13 protein-coding genes and 1 pseudogene are annotated in these 14,782 nt (G+C 68.3%); 5 read left to right on the forward strand and 9 right to left on the reverse strand.

Annotated elements, in window-relative coordinates; all coding sequences use genetic code 11:
- Positions 1–263 precede the first annotated feature (263 nt).
- The gene (locus GCU53_RS15170) at positions 264–683 is read right to left on the reverse strand and encodes a nuclear transport factor 2 family protein (RefSeq protein ID WP_208845273.1); all 420 of its coding nucleotides are present in this window, start codon (positions 681–683) and stop codon (positions 264–266) included.
- Between the two features lie 406 nt (positions 684–1,089).
- The gene (locus GCU53_RS15175) at positions 1,090–1,398 is read right to left on the reverse strand and encodes a PepSY domain-containing protein (protein WP_152388353.1); all 309 of its coding nucleotides are present in this window, start codon (positions 1,396–1,398) and stop codon (positions 1,090–1,092) included.
- A 345-nt stretch (positions 1,399–1,743) separates the two neighbouring features.
- Between GCU53_RS15175 and GCU53_RS15180 the strand changes: the two genes are divergently transcribed.
- Positions 1,744–2,556 (forward strand): DUF2780 domain-containing protein, encoded by an 813-nt coding sequence (locus GCU53_RS15180; RefSeq protein WP_152388354.1) that lies wholly within the window; start codon positions 1,744–1,746, stop codon positions 2,554–2,556.
- 45 nt (positions 2,557–2,601) lie between these two features.
- Here GCU53_RS15180 and fecA read toward each other — a convergent pair whose 3' ends face one another.
- The 3 genes from fecA to GCU53_RS15195 form a co-directional block, all read right to left on the reverse strand.
- On the reverse strand, positions 2,602–4,971 hold the full coding sequence (gene fecA, locus GCU53_RS15185; protein ID WP_152388355.1) for a TonB-dependent Fe(3+) dicitrate receptor FecA: 2,370 nt from the start codon (positions 4,969–4,971) through the stop codon (positions 2,602–2,604).
- Between the two features lie 85 nt (positions 4,972–5,056).
- On the reverse strand, positions 5,057–5,992 hold the full coding sequence (locus GCU53_RS15190) for a FecR domain-containing protein (RefSeq protein ID WP_152388356.1): 936 nt from the start codon (positions 5,990–5,992) through the stop codon (positions 5,057–5,059).
- Positions 5,989–6,471, reverse strand: coding sequence for a sigma-70 family RNA polymerase sigma factor (locus GCU53_RS15195; protein WP_152389922.1), 483 nt, complete (start codon positions 6,469–6,471; stop codon positions 5,989–5,991). The genes GCU53_RS15190 and GCU53_RS15195 overlap by 4 nt, the downstream gene beginning before the upstream one ends.
- A gap of 433 nt (positions 6,472–6,904) precedes the next feature.
- Here GCU53_RS15195 and GCU53_RS15205 point away from each other — a divergent pair.
- Positions 6,905–7,396, forward strand: a pseudogene (locus tag GCU53_RS15205) (sigma 54-interacting transcriptional regulator); the annotation flags it as partial.
- A gap of 103 nt (positions 7,397–7,499) precedes the next feature.
- Positions 7,500–9,362 carry a glycoside hydrolase family 15 protein gene (locus tag GCU53_RS15210; protein WP_167520076.1) on the forward strand — a complete coding sequence of 621 codons (1,863 nt, stop codon included), beginning with the start codon at positions 7,500–7,502 and terminating at the stop codon, positions 9,360–9,362.
- Between the two features lie 159 nt (positions 9,363–9,521).
- Here the strand turns inward: GCU53_RS15210 and GCU53_RS25530 are convergent, their stop codons facing one another.
- From GCU53_RS25530 to GCU53_RS15225, 4 genes are all read right to left on the reverse strand, one after another.
- Entirely contained in the window at positions 9,522–9,698 is a 177-nt protein-coding gene (locus GCU53_RS25530; RefSeq protein WP_167520077.1) for a hypothetical protein, read from the reverse strand.
- 51 nt (positions 9,699–9,749) lie between these two features.
- On the reverse strand, positions 9,750–10,286 hold the full coding sequence (locus tag GCU53_RS15215; protein ID WP_167520078.1) for a DUF421 domain-containing protein: 537 nt from the start codon (positions 10,284–10,286) through the stop codon (positions 9,750–9,752).
- Between the two features lie 28 nt (positions 10,287–10,314).
- Complete coding sequence (locus GCU53_RS15220) at positions 10,315–11,679, reverse strand: DUF2254 domain-containing protein (protein WP_152388359.1); 1,365 nt, start codon at positions 11,677–11,679, stop codon at positions 10,315–10,317.
- 144 nt (positions 11,680–11,823) lie between these two features.
- Positions 11,824–12,822 (reverse strand): SDR family oxidoreductase, encoded by a 999-nt coding sequence (locus GCU53_RS15225; RefSeq protein ID WP_152388360.1) that lies wholly within the window; start codon positions 12,820–12,822, stop codon positions 11,824–11,826.
- A 427-nt stretch (positions 12,823–13,249) separates the two neighbouring features.
- Here GCU53_RS15225 and GCU53_RS15230 point away from each other — a divergent pair, with 427 nt between their 5' ends.
- Together GCU53_RS15230 and GCU53_RS15235 are read left to right on the forward strand one after the other, a co-directional pair.
- On the forward strand, positions 13,250–14,125 hold the full coding sequence (locus GCU53_RS15230; protein ID WP_152388361.1) for a manganese catalase family protein: 876 nt from the start codon (positions 13,250–13,252) through the stop codon (positions 14,123–14,125).
- 156 nt (positions 14,126–14,281) lie between these two features.
- Positions 14,282–14,773 (forward strand): CinA family protein, encoded by a 492-nt coding sequence (locus tag GCU53_RS15235; protein WP_152388362.1) that lies wholly within the window; start codon positions 14,282–14,284, stop codon positions 14,771–14,773.
- The last annotated feature ends 9 nt before the right edge of the window (positions 14,774–14,782 follow it).

Raw genomic sequence — 14,782 nt, forward strand, 5'->3', positions numbered from 1 at the left:
GCTTTTCACCCATGGGGCTTTTGTGGGTTCGTCCCCGAAGAGCGTTCCAGTAGCTTCATGAGCCGTTCACCTGCTTGAGCCCGACACGCTACGGCATCGCCCGAGGGGCGGCGCTGGCACATCGCGCGGCAATGCATGCAGGCGGTGAGCGCCTGCGAGGCTGTTCAAGGCATCCTGCGCCGATCATGGGATCGGCAGGCAGCCCGAGGGCACAGGGGAAAACCCCGAAGCCGGGTGTTCGGTGGCTTCCCCCTGGGAGGCGGTTAGAGGGGAACCGCCTGACGGGCCAGCAGTTGCCATTCGCTGCCCTTGTGCTGCCAGATCTGCAGGATTTTCAGACTGACCCTGGCCGGGTCCTTGCCCTTGTTGTGCGTGTCGCCGGTAAGCGTATGGCGGACGATCGCCGTGTCGCCCACGGCCTGCACGCTCTGCTCGCTGATGGCGATGGACAGGAAATCGGAGGTGCCGCTCATCAGGTCGTCGACGAAGCGCTCCTTGGTGTCGATCCTGCCGCTGGAGTGGCCATAGCTCAATTCCGGGGCGATCAGGGCCTCCAGCTTAGCCTTGTCCGGGTCCACCATCAGCGCACGCAACTGCTCCGCTGCCGCCTCGATGGCAGCAGTCTCGTCAGCCGCGCTGGCGGTCGGGATTACAAGCACTACCGAATAGAAAGCGGCTGCCAACAGCATTGTTCTTTTTATCATCTCGCGTCCCTCTTCACGAATTGGAAAAAACGGCTCGGAATCGTACCTTGCTGTAGAGATATGACATACTATCACTTGAGTCGTTCGTATAGAAGTTACGCCCGGCATGCCGGCGCTGCGAAATGTTTTTAAAATTCATGCTTGATTTATAAGGTCTGTACGCCTGGTTTGCAGCGGTGCGGATCACTGCTGTGATTGCTGTTGTACGACCATAAGTCTGCTGCCGGCCGCGGTGGGCAGCTCGGCGAGCGATATCCGTTAGCGGAGGCTGGCCCGCGCGTCCGCTCGAGGCGAGCCCGTGCCCGTCACGCTCAGGCACGCCCCTGGCCGGGCGGCGCTCTTGTCCTGCAGGGACGGGTACGGTTTCAGGCGCTCATCCGGTCACTCAGTCGTCCTGATGATCCTTCAGCACCTGACCGTTGGCGGCGTCCAAGTGCACGTCCCACTTCACGCCCTGGGCGTCGCGCAGCTCGACCTGGTAGATGTGGCGGCCGTATTCCTCCTCCAGCTCGGTCTCGCCGATGCTCGAGCCCGGGTGCCTGGCCTGTGCTGCGGCATTGAGCTTCTCGAACGGCTGGATGGTGCCGGCCTTGAGCAGCTCCATGGCCTTGTCCGGACCGATATCGTCGGCCTGGGCCAGGCCGGCGCCGGCGGCGAGCAGGGCGGTGGCGAAGAGGGCGGTGAGGGTTTTCATGAGGGCTCTCCTGGGGTGTCGGCTGTCGATGGCTTCACTCTAGGTAGCCACGCTTAAACCAGGCTGAATCGGCCGCTGCGCCCGCTCGACGGCGAACTGTTGCAGGCGGGGCGGCAATGGCCGACCATAGGGTCGCCATCGATCCCTCATCCCATCCCGGAGGCTGTGTCCGAGTGGGTTGTCACAGAAATGCCGCCGCAGTGCCTGCAGGCCGTCGCATGCACGACTGACCGCGCCGCCTGCCATGTCCGGCCCACGAACCACCCTGCCCATTTCTGCCACCTGCCCGGCCCTGGTGCGGCCGGGCGGCTGGCGCCTGCATCCCGAGTCGAGAGGTTCCACCCGATGAAAGCGTCCCCCTCCATTGCCCTGGTCGCCCTGCTCAGCGTGGCGAGCGTCCCGGCCTTCGCCTTCGACCTGAACGCCGCCGCCCAGGCGTACTCCGCCCTCAAGGGCGGGCAGAGCGACGAGGCCGCCGCCGACGGCAGGACTTCGCAGGTGCTCGGTCTGGTCCAGGCCCTGAGCGCGCTGCCGATCACGCCGCTGCAGATGCTGGGTGGCACCGGCGCCCTGCTGGCGCTGGCACACAGCCAGCTCAAGGGCAGTGACTATGCGCAGCTGACCGAGTCGGTTCCCGGCATCGAGCACCTCACCGGCAACAACGCGCTGAGCCAGCTTGGCTCCCTCGGCGCTCTGGGCAAGCTGGGCGGTGGACTCGGCGGTCTCGGTGGCGGGCTTGGCGGCAGTCTTGGTGGCCTGCTCGGCAAGTCCGCCGAGCCGACCGCCGAGCAGTCCGCCCAGCTGGAGGAGACCGGCGAGCTGCTGGGCAACGTGCAGAACATGCAGGACGTCAACCAGGCCTTCTCCGCCATGGGCATGGATGCCGGCCTGGCCGGCCAGTTCGCACCCATCCTGCTGCAGTTCCTCGGCAACCAGGGCGTGGCCGGCCCGCTGATGCAGAACCTGGCCGGTGTCTGGGGCGTGAACGGCTTCGCGCCCGGCACTGCTCCCGGCACCGTTACCGGCACTGCGACCGGCAGCGCTGCGGGTGTCGGCGGTACAGGCGCCACGGGCACCGGCTCCGCGAGCGGGACCGGCATCGACAGCGGCAGCGTTCCGGCCAGCGCCACCGACGCAGGTGACGCCGCCGGCTCCTGATTCCTCTCGTCCCCGGCGCCTTCCCGCAAGCGGGCCGGGCGCCGCTCAGAAGCCCATCGAGGTCTGCAGGTATACCGTCCGCGGCTGGCCGAGGTTCTTGCCCTTGTTGTTGTCGTCGTAGGAGCGGGTGAAGTACTCGGTGTCGAACAGGTTCTTCACCCCCAGCGCCACCTTGAGGTCGGAGGCCTGGGGGCCGAAGTCGTAGGCCGCGCGGGCGCTCCAGATGACGTGGCCGGGAATCCGCCCGGTGCTGCCGTCGAGGCTTTCCTCGACGGTGTTTTCGTTGTTGGCGTACTGGCTGGACTGGAAGGTGCTGTCCAGGTCCAGGCGCAGCCCGTTGCGCGAGTAGCCCAGGCCGAAGGTGCCCTTGTGCTTGGAGGAGAAGGGCACGCGGTTGCCCTGGTTGGGCCCGGATTCGCGGATGGTCGCGTCGACGTAGGCGTAGGTGGCGTAGACGTCGAAGCCGGCGAGTGCCGGATGCAGGTCCGCCAGCGTGTAGGCCAGGCTGCCCTCGAAGCCGGTGTGGCGGGTTTCCCCGCGGGCGATGATGTTGTCGTTGGTCTGGTTGCTGTCGTACTGGTTGTCGAAGTCGATCAGGAAGGCGCCCAGCTCGGCCTTCAGCACGCCGTCGTCGTAGCGGGCGCCGACCTCCCAGGTGCGGGCCTTTTCCGGTTCGATCTCGCCCACCTTGGCACGGTTGGGCATCTGGCTGTACTGGATCGAGCCGAAGGACTCCTCGGTGTTGAAGTACAGGTTGAGGCTGTCGGTCAGGCGGTACAGCACGTTCAGCGCCGGCAGCGAGGTATTGTAGTCCGCATCGTATTTCTCCCCGGTGAGCTTGTTGGTCTGCTCCGAGCGGATGCGTTCCAGGCGCAGGCCAGGGGTGATGGTCCAGCGGCCGATGTCGATGCGGTCGTCGATGAAGAAGGCGTTGGCGTGGGTGTAGCCGCGGGTGTCGCGGTCGTTGCGGCTGCCGGTGTCGGGCAGGCCGCTGTCCTGCGCCTCCCGGTAGCGCATCTCGTGGGAGGCCTCGCTGATGAAGCGGTGGCCGATGCCGACCTCGTGCCAGCTCTCGCCCAGGGCGAAGCCCTGGGTGAAGCGGGTTTCGATGCCGCGTACCCAGTAGTAGCGCGGCGACAGGGAAACGAAGCTGCCCTGGTCCAGGTAGCCGCTGCGCAGGGTCCGGGTGAAGAAGCCGTTCACCGAGAACTTGCGGGCACCCTCGCCGTAGTCGTAGCCCAGCCCCACCAGGGTGCGCCGGCCCCAGAACTCGTCGACCGGACGGCTGGACTGGTAGGGGTTGTCGTCGAAATCGGCCTTGCTCAGACCGCCGGGCATCTGTGCCTCGCCGTCGTAGTACTGGACGATGCCGTGCAGGCTGTGGGCGTCGTTCAACTCGTAGCGGGCCTTGAGGATCAGGTCGTCGATGCGGGTGTCGCTGTGTTCCCGGTAGTCGCTGCCGCGCACCCCGGAGTAGAGCAACACGCCACCCAGCCCGTTGTCGCCGGTGCCGCCGAGCAGCAGGTTGCCGGTCCGCTTCCAGGCATCCTGGCTGGAGTCGGGGCTGACTTCGGTCTGGATGCCGCCCTTGAGGCTGAAGTCCTCGGGGATCGCCCGGGTCACGAAGTTGACGATGCCGCCCACGTTCTGCGGACCGTAGCGGACCGCGCCGCCGCCGCGCACCACGTCTACCGCATCCATGTTGCCCATGGACACGGCCGCCATCGACAGTTGCGGCTGACCGTAGGGGGCGAAGGGCACCGGGATGCCGTCCATCAGCACCGTGGAGCGGCTGGCCAGGCGCGGGTTGAGGCCGCGGATGCCGAAGTTCAGCGCCATGTCGTGGCTGCCGGTGCCGTTGTTCTCCGGGGCGTTGACCCCGGGTATGCGGTTCAGCACCTCCCGCGTGCTGCTGGCGCCGAAGCGCTCGAACTGCTCGCGGCGGATCACATCGCGCGCCCCCGGATGGTTGAACACGTCCTGCTCGTCGCCGGCGCCCAGCCAGTCGCCGACCACCATGTCGGCGCCCAGGTCGGAAACGTCCCTGGCGGATGCGGACGGCGTCTCGACCGGCTGAAGGCTGAAGCCTCCGCCTTGGGCGACCGCCTGCAGGCCGCTGCCGGCGAGCAGCCGCTCGAGGCCCTCGCGCGGGCTGTATTCGCCCTGCAGACCCGGACTCCGGCGGCCCTCGGTCAGCTCAGGGGTAAAGACGATCAGCAACCCGGCCTGCTCGCCGAACCGGTTCAGCGCCTCGGCCAGCGGGCCGGCCGGGATGGCGAAGGACTGGCGGGCCGTGACGGCCGGCGCGTCGGTGGCGGACCGGGCCTGGACGGGCAGGGCGGCGCAGGCGATGGCGCCGCCCAGGAGCAGGGCGTGGGGGAGAAGCGGCGAGCGGAGGCGCGAAATGACGGACATCTGGCATTCCTGAAAAGGTGGTCTCTACCTCCCTTGTCACGCGAGACGGCGAAACGGCTCAGCCCGGGCGAAAAATTTTCCGGGCTCAGCCGTGGCGGGGCTGGACGCTGATCCACCAGCGGGTGCGCTGGCTGACCCTGACCGGCAGGGCGACCTCGAGCATGGCGAGGATCGCCAGGCTGTCGCGCAGGGGATAGGTGCCGGACAGGCGCAGGTCGGCGACCTGAGGATCGCAGCCGAGCCAGCCCTGGTGATAGCGGGCGAGTTCGTCGAGAAAGTCCGCCAGGCGCATGTCGTGGGCCACCAGCATGCCGCTGCGCCAGGCGGAGATGGCGGTGTCCAGCGGCTGCGGCCTGCCGAGCCAGAGGCGCTCGAAGCGGATCTGCTGGCCGGCGGCGAGCGTCGCCTGCAGGTCCGGGCGCCCGGCGCAGCGGACCTGCACCGTGCCGTCGAGCACGCCGAGCCGGCAGTGGTCGGCGTACTGGCGCAGGTTGAAGCGGGCCGGCCCGGCGAGCAGCGAGCCTTGGGCGGTGGTGACGGCAAAGGGCGTGGCGCCGGGCGCGACCTCGAGCTGGATCTCGCCGCGCAGCAGTTCGAGCCCGCGCGAGCCCCGGTACAGGTTCACCGCACTGTCGGTGTTCAGGCTCAGCCGGCTGCCGTCGGCCAGGTCGATGTCGCAGCGCTCGCCCACGGCCGTGCGGTAGTCGGCCAGCCAGGTCGGCGTCTGGCGGCCGGCCAGCCAGAGGGCGGGCGCGGCGACCGCGGCCAGGCCGAGCATCCGCAGCACCTGGCGGCGGCCGTGCAGCGGCGCACCTTCCACGGCGGCCCGTGCCGCTGCGGGCGGCAGGCCGCGCAGGCGCCGGTTGACGCTCTCGATGCGCTGCCAGGCGCGCTCGTGCTCGGGGTCGGCTTCGCGCCAGCGCTGCCAGTCGCGGCGCACTTGCTCGTCGGCGCCATCCTGCAGCTCGACCAGCCAGCGCACCGCCTCCTGGGCGACCCGCTCGGAGACCGGCGCCTTCATTCGTACAGCTCGGCGAAGTAGCAGCGCTGCGCCGCCTTGGCGATGTAGCGCTTGACCGTGGCGAGGGAGATGCCGAGGCGCTCGGCGATCTCGGCATGGGGCAGGCCGTCGAGCTGGGCGTAGAGGAATGCCTGGCGGACCGGCCGCGGCAGGTCTTCGAGCAGCCGCGCCAGCTCCAGCAGGGTTTCCATGGCGATGGCGCGGACCTCCTCGCTCGGCTGCTCCGCGGCGGGAAGCGCGGCCAGGGCCTCGAGGTAGGCGCGCTCGATGTCCTGGCGGCGGTAGTGGTTGAACAGCAGCCGCTTGGCGATGGTGGTCAGGAAGGCCCGCGGCTGTTCGAGGCGCAGCAGGTCGCGGGAGCCCATGACCTGCACGAAGGCGTCCTGGGTCAGGTCGTCGGCGCTGTGCCGGCAGCCGAGCCGGTGCCTGAGCCAGCCGTTGAGCCAGAGGCGGTGATCCAGGTAGAGGCTGTGCAGCACGCTGTGACGATCGAGGTTGCCTGTGTCCACGACGAGGATCCGGTTTTCGATACTAATGATAATAATTCTTATTATGTGCAAAGCGTACCGGTTCGTCATCTCCCGCCCGATCAGTTGCACCGCTTGCCCGGCGCCGACTCGATTCCCTCAGATCTCGCCCGGCTGCATGGCCTTCTGTGGACGGCGCCAGTTCCCGAATGTCCTGGGAAAGAGCATGCCGGCGTCGCCGCGCGGGCTGCTGAAGACCGGGCGCAGGCGCCCGTCATGTCTTTCCCCTCGTGGCGCCAGCTCGGGGGCTCCAGCCGTTACACCAGCGGCCGGCCTTTCGTTTGCATCCGCACACCTGGCCTTGGCCGGATCAGCGAGGCTGGCGCGTGGAGCGGAGCTTGCCGTGTCCTTCGCGGATGCCGCCCCGGGAGGCACGACGACTGGCGGCGCCTTCACCGGGGCGGCCAACCAGCGGCGCGGGCGTTTCGAGATGGCCGACGGCGGCACCATCTTTCTCGACGAGGTCGGCGAGCTGTCCCTGGCCATGCAGGCCAAGCTGCTGCGGGTGCTCCAGGAGAAGAGCTTCGAACGGGTCGGCGGTAACCTCACCCACCAGATCGACCTGCGCATCCTCGCCGCCACCAACCACGACCTGCGAGGCATGGTAGAGCAGGGCCGCTTCCGCGAGGATCTCTATTACCGGCTCGACGTCTTCCCCATCACCGTGCCGCCGCTGCGCGAGCGCGGCGCCGACATCGCCGCGCGGGCCCTGAGCATGCTGATGTGCTACCACTGGCCGGGCAACGTGCGCGAACTGGAGAACGTCATCGAGCGGGCGGTGATCCTCTGCGAAGGCAGGATCATCGAGGCCCATCACCTGCCGCCTTCGCTGAGGTCGCCGATGATCTCCAGGCGTGTCCCTCCGCTGCCAGGCGGAACACCGATTGCCGAAAGGACTCGTACTTCATACGCCTTGCATGCAAGCGATGCTTTCGGCGCTGTGTGCCGAAGGGGAACCGGCAATGCGGTGGAGGAAGAGCTTGGCAACCCCAGAAGCGAATGCACCGGAGTCGTCGCCTCCGATCGATCCTGTTGCATCGGCCTTTCCGCCGATCGGCTCCCTGGCTGCGCTGGGGGACGGTCGTTCGCTGGCGCTGCTGGGCCCCGACGGCAATGTCGAGTGGTTCTGCCCCGGGCGTTTCGATGCGCCGCCGCTGGTCTGGCCGCTGCTGGACCGCCAGCAGGGAGGCTGCCTGCGCATCGCCCCGCTGGCAGCCGAGCGTGCTCGGGCGGGCTATCTGGAGGAGACCGCCGTCTTTCGCTATGAGTGGCAAGGGGCGAACGGAGGCGCACGCGCCAGCCTGTGCATGGAGTGGCCGGGGCCGCCCGACCGGCAGTGCCTGCTGTGGCTGGTGGAGGGGCTGTCCGGGGGCATCGAGTTCGAGGTGGCCTTCGTACCCCGGCCAGATTTCGGTCGCGCCTCCTGCCCCGTGAGCGGCTCGGCCGATGCGCTGGAACTGGAAGCCGGCGGCCGGCGCCTGTGGTTCCAGTCCGCCTGCGCCCTGCGCGGGAACGGGCGGGAATGGACCGGGCGCCTGTCCGTGCATGCCGGCGAGCGCGCAGTGTTCTGCCTGGGCACCTGTCTCGCGGGCAGCCTGCCGGCACGGCCATTGTCCGCTTCGTCCATCGTCGCGCGCATCGAGGCCACGACCGCCGCCTGGCGCGCCTGGAGCGCATCGCTGCAGTGGTCCGGGCGCTATCGGCAGGACGTCGTACGCAGCGCCATCACCCTGAAGCTGCTGATCCACGAGCCGACCGGCGCGGTGGTGGCGGCGGGCTCCACTTCGCTTCCCGAGGCCATCGGCGGCGAGCGCAACTGGGATTACCGCTACACCTGGTTCCGCGATGCCGGCATGACCCTGAGTGCCCTGTTCCGCCTGGGCTGCCGGCAGGAAGCGCACCGCTGGGCCGAGTGGATGCAGCAGACCATGCTGCGCCATGGCATGCCCCTGCAGGTGCTGTACGACGTGGAAGGCGGCTTTGCCCGGGAGGAGGAGAACATTCCCGGGATTTCCGGCTACCGGGGTTCGCGTCCGGTCCGTGTCGGCAATGCCGCGCGGAACCAGTTCCAGCTCGACATCTACGGCGAGTTGCTGGAATGCGTGCATATCTGCGACAGCATGGCCGACGATGCGATGCAGGCGCACTGGCTCCATCTGCGCAGCGCCGCGGACTTCATCGCCGCACATTGGCGCGAGCCCGGCCAGGGCATCTGGGAAATGCGCAGCGCGCCGCGGCATTACGTGCATTCCAAGGCCATGGCCTGGGTCGGGCTGCAGCGGGCCTTGTGGCTGCAGCGCCGGCACGACCTGGCCGGCGACGGCGAGCGCTGGAGCCGCGAGAGCGAACGGATCCGGCGGGAGGTGATGCGCCTGGGCATCAGCCGGGATGGCCGACACTTCGTGCAGGCCTACGGCGAAGAAAGGCTGGATGCCAGCCTGCTGCTGCTGGCGCGAAACGGTTTCGTCGAGGGGAACAGCGAGCTGTTCGGCAACACCGTATCGCGCATCCGCCAGAGCCTGGGCGCCGACGCACGAGGCACCTTCGTTCGCCGCTACCAGACCGGCACGGACGACGGACTGGCCAGTGGGGAAGGTGCCTTTGTCATCTGCAGCTTCTGGCTGGTCGAGGCCCTGGTGCAGAACGGGCAGCTGGAGGAGGCCGAGGCGCTCTTCGAGCGGCTGCTCGAGCTGCGGGGCGAGCACGGACTCTATGCCGAGGAAATCGATCCGCACAGCGGCGAGCAGCTCGGCAACGTCCCCCAGGCCTTTTCCCATGTGGGTCTGATCAATGCGGCACTGGCCCTGCGCGACGGCGTGCACTGGAACCGGTTCGCCGTCTAGAGGAGGAGACGGGCGCCCTGATCCGCCGGCTACCGGCACGGCAGCGGCGAGCACGGCAGGGCCTTTCCGAAGCAGAGTCCCAGGCTTTCTGAGCGGGTCGCCGTGCAGGTCGATAGGGAGTTGCCGGAAGTGAGTGCTCGACTGATCCCGGACACCGATTCAGGCGAAAACCCTCTGGACAAGGAGGGCTGCCAGCAGATCGAGGTGGGCGAGCGCATCAGTGTGACCGGTCGGATGGACAAGACCTTCTTCGGCGAGCGGAAGTTCAAGGCCGAAACCATCACCAGCCTTTCTGCGGACGAGACCAGGAAAGCCAAAAGCCAGAAAAGCCAGCAAGACGCACTGCCGCAACGCGGCAGTACGCCAGCGGGCATGGCGTGGCCTCTGTCAGACAGCCCCGTCCTCGGACGGCTGCACCACATTCGCCAGCGTCGAGATGCCGGCCTGCTTGCCTTGCCGGATCACGCTGAACGAGCCATCCGTCTCCAGGACGACGGCCCGGACATCTTCCAGGCCGGACATCCCGGCACCACGCACTGCCGCCAGGATTTCCTCCTCGGTGACCCGGGTGCGCCGCAGGGCGCCCTTCAGGAACTGCCCGTCGTGCAGCAGCAACTGCGGCTCTGCCTTGACGATCCGGCGCACCCAGCGCGCCCTGACGCTGGACCAGGTTATGGCGAACTGCAGTCCTGTCAGCAAGGCGAAGGCCAGGGCTCCCTCGGCCAGTGCGATGCTCCTGTTGAGCAGGACGGTGGCCAGGGTCGAGCCCAGGGCGACCGTCACCACCAGGTCGAAGGCGTTCATCTTGGACAGGGTCCGCTTGCCGGATAGCCGCAACAGGCAGACTAGGGCGATGTAGGCCAGGACTCCGACGATCAGGATGCGCAGCAGTCCGAACCAGTCCTCGAAAAACATCCGCTCCATGGGTGACCTCCTTTGCATGCCGCCATGTTCAAGGGGGCTGCCTGCCGGCGTTCCAGACGCCTGCCGGCTCGCCGAGCAACAGGATCGCCGCCTGGTAACGTGCCTCCACGAGCCGGCGCTCGTCGTTTTCGAGCATGCCCTGGCAAGCGCCGTGGGCGATGCTCTCGGCATGCTGCCGAAGCGTGGCGCGATCCTCCGGGCGGCAGGCGAACTCCGCGATCACGCCGATCGTCTCCAGCAGGCGAACGGTCACCGCGGCGCTGGAGCGGGCATGGTGACGAATCTGGCTGAAAGCCGCGTCCGCGATCTCCGGGAAGGTGACGGCGGATGCAACCACCCGGGGCTGCCCCTTGTCGTCATGACGGTAGGGCGACGGCATTTCGCGCCGAACTACGCGACACAGCGACGAGCCCAGGCGATCCACGCAGGTGATCGCGGTGAACGGGTCGTTTATGCCCGGAGAAAGGGCCCGCACGGCGATCTCGACCAACTGGTCGATGGCGAATTCGATGTCCTGCCCGGGCGTCCGCTGGCTGCCGAGGACGAACGCGGCATCGACCCGCTTCCTGAGCCGGTCGACCGTCCGGTTGCCGGGCCAGACCCGTACTAGGGGCCGGCCCGCGACGACATAGCGTCCTGGCCGCAGCTCCAGCCGCAGCACGATGTCCTCCTCGGTGGCCAGCTCCATCAGAGCGTCCGCATCGATGAACTGGAGGTAGCCGTCCCTGGTCGCGTCGACCGGCCGAGCCTCCCGCTCGAGCGCCTCGAGGAACCGGGCAGCGGGAGGCGCGTGCGGCGTCCGTGGTCCGCCCCGGCCGATCTGGTCCGGAAAGAAGTGGTCGATCTCTTCGCTCAGCTCCGCAGCGATCCGCGCCACGATCTGGTCGGCCTGGATGGAGACGGACACATGGTGGATGAAGTAGATCAGCACCCCCAGGCTCATGATCGCGAACAGTACGCCGAGGGTGACCGACAGGTGCGGGACGAAGGAGGCGTCCTCCACGCGGCGGATGGTGCGCAGGACGAGCAGGCAATACAGGAAGGTGGAGACGAAGGTGCCGAGCACCACCTGGTAGGCGGTGTCGCGCATGAAATTGCGCAGCAGTCGGGGCCCGTACTGCGACGAGGCCAGCGAGAGGGTGACCAGGGTCATCGAGAACACCACGCCGACGATGGTGATCATGGAGCCGGCGAGGGTTCCCAGCACGGCGCTCGCCCCCTCCGCTCCGCCGGTGAAGGTCCAGCCCCAGGCCCGCAGCGACTGGAAGGTTCCCGCCTCGTCGAGGGCGATGGTCAGGGCGGCCAGGGCAGCCGTCCCGCTGGCCATGACGATCGGGAGGAACCAGAAGCTGGAGCGCATGCGCTCCAGCTGCTTGAAGATCTGGGCTCTCATGGCGCAGCACCTCGTCGGCAGCGGCTCGTTGGGCAATTGCCGGACCGCGCCCGAGCCGGTGCGGGCGCGTACAAGGGGGCCGCATTCGGCATTCAGGCGTTCGGATCGGTCTGCCATCCTGTTTCAAGCGCAGGTGACGTCGTTTCAACCGGCCAGCCCGGCGGTGACTGCAATGACGATCAGGGCCAGCGCCGCCACGGTGGCGGCAAGCATGGCCCTGGCCTGTCCCGAACCGACGGCCAGCGCCTCGTCCCGGGCGCGGTCGGCGAAGCGGCCTGCGGTGCGGTGCAGGCCCTCGACCGGCTGGAAGAGGTTGTCCGCGCGGCTCGGATCCTCGTCCTCCGGGGTCAGCTGCCCCTCGTAGGCCTTCCTGGCCAGCATGCGGTCGAGCAGGCCGGGTACGAGCATGTTGCCGAGAATGGCCTGCAGGGTGGCGCGCCCCAGCCAGAGTTCGCGCGGCGCCTCGTCGGCCGCCCGCAGGATGGCGCGTGCGGCCACCTCCGGCCGGTGGATCGGCGGCACCGGCTGCGGGCGCTTGTCCATCTTGTTGCGCGCCCAGTCGAACTGGGGGGTGTTGTGGGCCGGCAGCTGGACCATGGTCAGGCGGATCCGGCTGCCGTCGTGGATGAGTTCGCAGCGCAGGGCGTCGGTGAAGCCGCGGATGGCGAACTTCGCCGCACAGTAGGCCGACTGCAGCGGAATGGCCCGGTAGGCCAGCGCCGAGCCCACCTGGACGATGGTGCCGCGATCGCGCGGTCGCATGTGGCGCAGGGCCGCCAGGGTGCCGTGCACGAAGCCCAGGTAGGTCACCTCGGTGACGCGGCGGAACTCCGCCGCGCTCAGCCGGCTGACCGGGCCGAAGACGGTGGCCATCGCCGAGTTGACCCAGACGTCGATCGCGCCCAGCTCGGCCTCCACCCGGGCGGCCGCCTGCTCGATGGCCTCGGCGTCGGCGACGTCGGCGGCGATCGCCAGGACCTGGGCGCCGGTCGCCTGCAGCTCGGCCTGGGTGTCGGCCAGCCCCCGTTCGCCCCGGGCGATCAGCGCGACCCGGTAGCCGGCCTGGGCAAAGGCCTGGGCAGTAGCGCGGCCGACACCGGCGGTGGCGCCGCAGATCACCACGGTGGGAGGGGTGTCGGCCATGGCAGTCTCCTGTGCAGGGCCGGCGGGGCGCTTGTCTCGCCCGGAGCGGAAAGCCTCCGGCAGCCTCGAAGTACCGACCGGCTTTCGGCCCGGCGAGTTCCGGGGCCGCGGCGAGAGGATATCTGGCGGGCAGGCGGGACCCCTGGATACCGGCTTGCCGAGCCGTCAGGCTGATCCGCACGGAGGGGCGCAAGGCGGCGGGCATGCCCGGCGGCATCCGGATCGAGTCCTTCTGCCGCGGACTGGTCGCCAGAGCTGTGCGCGAACTCGGCGCACCCCTACCACTGGGCATTTTTCCTGAACTATTCGCGGCGGGTGCCCCTCTACCTCCCTGAACGGGGGCATTCGTGCCACTCGCTTCGACGAAACCCCAAGACACCGGGAGCAATGGAACAGGAGATTGCGACCAACCGTGTGAGGAGGATTTATGTTTGTCCACAACAAGCGTCTTCAATACACCGTCCGGGTTGCGGCACCGAATCCTGGTCTTGCGAATCTGCTGCTGGAGCAGTTTGGCGGGCCACAAGGCGAACTCGCGGCGGCGATGCGCTACTTCACCCAGGGCCTGGCCGAAGACGATGCCGGCCGCAAGGATCTGCTGATGGACATCGCGACCGAGGAGCTCAGCCACCTGGAGATCATCGGCTCGATCGTCGGCATGCTGAACAAGGGGGCCAAGGGGCAACTGGCCGAGGGCGTCGAGCAGGAGGCCGAGCTGTACCGCTCGCTGACCGGTGGCGGCAACGACTCCCACATCACCTCCCTGCTGTACGGCGGCGGACCGGCCCTGACCAACTCGGGCGGGGTGCCCTGGAACGCGGCCTACATCGACACCATCGGCGAGCCCACGGCCGACCTGCGCTCGAACATCGCGGCCGAGGCCCGCGCCAAGATCATCTACGAGCGGCTGATCAACGTCACCGACGATCCCGGCATCCAGGATGCGCTCAAGTTCCTGATGACCCGCGAGCTGGCCCACCAGAAGTCGTTCGAGAAGGCACTGCATTCGATGCAGCCCAACTTCCCGCAAGGGAAGCTGGCGGGCATGCCCGAGTTCACCAACACCTACTTCAACATGTCCCAGGGCGCGGACGACGTGCGCGGGCCGTGGAACCAGGGCGCCGAATGGCAGTTCGTCGAGACGCCGCAGCCGGCGGTCGACGGCGGCGACGGCATGGCCACCGTGACCCTTCCCGACAAGGACGTGCAGGTCTGGAAGCAGATGGCTTCGCGCACCATGTCGAACCCCTCCGCCGACCCGCTCACCGGCGCCGACCTCGGCTCCGGCAAGACCCATCACTGAGGGGAGCGGCCGAGGCCGTGCCCCTGGTCCGGCGCATGCCGGGCCAGCGGGCCGGCCCCATGCCGGGCGATTTCCCGCCGCCTCCCGGCACCCTGACGAGCGCTGCGGCGCCGGTGCCGGAGCGGCGTTCTCCGGCATTTCCTGTGGAGGACGAACATGGAAGACATCGGCAAGCTGGTGACCTTTCTCGAGGAGCGCAAGTTGAAGCTGAGCACCGCCGAGTCCTGTACCTGCGGACTCATGGCCTCGCTGCTGGCGAACGAGCCCGGTTGCGGCCAGGTGCTGGACTGCGGCTTCATCGTCTATTCGCCGCAGGCCAAGCACGGGCTGCTCGGTGTCGATTTCGCCACCATCGAGCGCTTTGGCCTGACCAGCGAGGAGGTGGCCACGGAAATGGCGATCGGTGCGCTCAAGGCCAGCCGTGCCGATCTGGCGGTGGCCAATACCGGGGTGGCCGACGATTCCGAGGAGGATCCGGGCGGCACCCAGTGCTATGCCTATGCCCTGATGCGGGGCGAGCAACTGGCCGTGGTCAGCGAAACGGTGCGCTTCGACGGCGACCGGGTCGAGATCCGCAAGCAGGCGGCCCGCCATGGCCTGAGCCAGATTCCGGAAAAGCTCGAAGAGCTGCTGAAAAAACTCGGCTGACCAGGATTT

Origin of the sequence: Azotobacter salinestris (assembly GCF_009363155.1) — a bacterium.
GTDB lineage: Bacteria > Pseudomonadota > Gammaproteobacteria > Pseudomonadales > Pseudomonadaceae > Azotobacter > Azotobacter salinestris.

Bases quoted from the DNA above. Each gene is read 5' to 3' on its own strand.
- GCU53_RS15175 (WP_152388353.1), bottom strand. From the start codon at position 1,398: ATGAAAACCCTCACCGCCCTCTTCGCCACCGCCCTGCTCGCCGCCGGC.
- GCU53_RS15180 (WP_152388354.1), top strand. From the start codon at position 1,744: ATGAAAGCGTCCCCCTCCATTGCCCTGGTCGCCCTGCTCAGCGTGGCG.
- fecA (WP_152388355.1), bottom strand. From the start codon at position 4,971: ATGTCCGTCATTTCGCGCCTCCGCTCGCCGCTTCTCCCCCACGCCCTG.
- GCU53_RS15190 (WP_152388356.1), bottom strand. From the start codon at position 5,992: ATGAAGGCGCCGGTCTCCGAGCGGGTCGCCCAGGAGGCGGTGCGCTGG.
- GCU53_RS15215 (WP_167520078.1), bottom strand. From the start codon at position 10,286: ATGGAGCGGATGTTTTTCGAGGACTGGTTCGGACTGCTGCGCATCCTG.
- GCU53_RS15220 (WP_152388359.1), bottom strand. From the start codon at position 11,679: ATGAGAGCCCAGATCTTCAAGCAGCTGGAGCGCATGCGCTCCAGCTTC.
- GCU53_RS15225 (WP_152388360.1), bottom strand. From the start codon at position 12,822: ATGGCCGACACCCCTCCCACCGTGGTGATCTGCGGCGCCACCGCCGGT.
- GCU53_RS15230 (WP_152388361.1), top strand. From the start codon at position 13,250: ATGTTTGTCCACAACAAGCGTCTTCAATACACCGTCCGGGTTGCGGCA.
- GCU53_RS15235 (WP_152388362.1), top strand. From the start codon at position 14,282: ATGGAAGACATCGGCAAGCTGGTGACCTTTCTCGAGGAGCGCAAGTTG.